The 2,310-nt window shown below is 57.0% G+C and carries 2 protein-coding genes; one reads left to right on the plus strand and one right to left on the minus strand.

Annotated elements, in window-relative coordinates; all coding sequences use genetic code 11:
* Positions 1-339: 339 nt before the first annotated feature.
* Entirely contained in the window at positions 340-624 is a 285-nt protein-coding gene (locus WA354_RS21740; protein ID WP_472815116.1) for a hypothetical protein, read from the minus strand.
* A gap of 44 nt (positions 625-668) precedes the next feature.
* Here WA354_RS21740 and WA354_RS21745 point away from each other — a divergent pair, with 44 nt between their 5' ends.
* Complete coding sequence (locus WA354_RS21745) at positions 669-2,093, plus strand: ISNCY family transposase (RefSeq protein ID WP_472815117.1); 1,425 nt, start codon at positions 669-671, stop codon at positions 2,091-2,093.
* Positions 2,094-2,310 lie beyond the last annotated feature (217 nt).

Consider the following 2,310-nt stretch of genomic DNA (forward strand, 5'->3'; position numbering starts at 1 on the left):
CTGTACCTCCCAGAGGTGCTGTACGTGTTGATCCTCGATTGGCTGATCTTCGCTGGGCCGGGTCGATACAGCGTCGATGGGCTCATCGCGTTGAGCGTCGGTCTCTCCGGGGTCGAGCTGTAGTGTCCCGGAGCTCGCCTCTAGCTACTTTCTGGCGCGAAAGTCTCTGCCAAACGCGTTTCATTTGAGTGAGTGCCTCAGTCTGCGCGTGCAATAGCGAGCGGAATCTTCCATCCGAGCGCAAACTTCGTCGTCGGATCCAAAATATCTATTCAGTAATTCAAACATTTCTATTTCACATTGTTTCGTTTGTTTGGTTCACTAGTCATAGTGAATCAATTAGCCGCTCTTCGTAAACGCGATCGCCTCGCCTCGCGCCTCCCTGGCGCCAGGGACGTCCTCCGCGGCTCCTTGCTCCAACGAATCATCCGGCACCGCACGGGCTGTCCCAAGTGCGATCGTGGTGAAGGACATCCCGTAGCGGTTCTCGCCGTCGGCTATCCCGGCGCGCGCATCCGTCAGATCTGTCTCCGTAAGGATCAGGTCGCTCATGTAAAGCGTGGTCTGGCCAACTACCAAAAGCTGAAAGCGGCCATTGAGGAGATCTGTGAGATTAACCAGCAATTACTCCGCGCCGACCCCGGAGAGAAGGAGGGCAAGCGCGCCAAATGATTAATCTGCGCTGCGTATCTCAACCCCAATTTCCGGAAGGGTTCGTGGAGGGCGCAGTCGGCGACCTTTGGGAGCCTTGGATGCGTGAGGCCGACCAGCTATTGGATGACGACCAGTTACTCAACGTGGTCTACGATGCTCTGGTGAGGCGCGCTCCCAAGAGCCGGACATTTGGACGCCTGGGAGTGCCCGCCGAAATTGTAGTGCGGATGCTGCTGCTCAAGCACCTCCGTAACTGGAGTTTCGATGAACTGGAGCGCGAAGTACGGCCTAACCTCTTATACCGGGAGTTCACGCGCGTGGCCGCTGGCATAGTGCCCGACGCTAAAACGCTGGCCAGCCAGGCGCGGGCTCTGGGTCCGGATGCAATCAAACAGATTCATCAGCGGGTTGTGGCGCTGGCGGTGGAGAACAAAGTCGTGCAGGGCCGCAAGATGAGAGTGGATACCACAGTGGTCGAGACCAACATCCACTATCCGACCGACAGTAGTTTGCTCGGCGACGGAAACCGCGTGTTGACACGCCTGATGAAGAAGGTGAGAACTCTGGCCGGCGCAGTGGGGGCAAAACTGCGCGACCGTAGCCGTAGCGTGAAACGGCGAGTGCTGGACATCGCGCGGGCGGCTCGCTCCAAAGTTCCGCAGAGCCGGGAAAAACTGAAACAGGCTTATGGCAAACTGCTGGTTTCAATGGGGCGGGTAGTGGGACAAGCCAAATGCTTTTCCAAAGAGATCGCTAATGGGGTGAAGCGATCCTCAGACTTCATGCAACAAGCCGCGATCGAGGGCCTGCGCCGCGAGATCGACATCATGGTGCCCCGCGTTCAACAGGTGATCAAGCAAACCAAAGCCCGGGTATTCAAAGGCGATACTCATGCCGTCGGCAAGCTCTTCAGTATCTTCGAGCCGGCAACGGAAATCATTCGTAAGGGCAAGGCGGGGAAACCGAATGAATTCGGCAAGATGGTCAAGGTGCAGGAAGGCGAAGGCCAGGTCGTCATCGACTTCCAGGTTTATGACCAACGGCCGGCTGACAGCGACGTGCTCATTGCGGCGATTGAAATCCACCAGCAGGTTACAGGGCGTACGCCCGACATGGCTGCAGGCGATGCCGGATTTTACTCGGCGAAGAATGTAGCCATGGCGAAGCAGATGGGGGTGAAACGGGTTTCCGTTCCCAGTCGCTCCACCAAGAGCGCCGCGCTAAAGCGGGAGCAGAAGAAACGCTGGTTCAAAAAAGGGCAGAAGTGGAGAACCGGATGCGAAGGACGCATCAGCGTACTCAAGCGGCGGCATGGACTCAACCGTTGCCGGTACAAAGGCCGCCAAGGAATGATCCGCTGGACCGGACTCGGCGTGATCGCAGATAACCTCATCAACATCGGCAGAGCCATCGACAAACGAAAGAGATCTGCAGAATAACTCTCCCCGATTACAATTCCTCCCAGTCCATTCCCACTCCCGCCGGAGACCCCGGTGGGAGTTTCGCTTTTCTGGTCAGCGAGCTGTTCGCGGTTGCTTTACGCGTCGCCAGGGCTAAAGACTTTCGCGCCAGAAAGTAGCTAATAAAAGCACTGCGCGACCATTACCCTTGTCATCAGACGTGGCCAGAATTGAAGTGTGCCTGTGCATTATTCAG

The organism is Occallatibacter sp. (assembly GCF_049802275.1).
Classification (GTDB): Bacteria; Acidobacteriota; Terriglobia; order Terriglobales; family Acidobacteriaceae; genus Telmatobacter.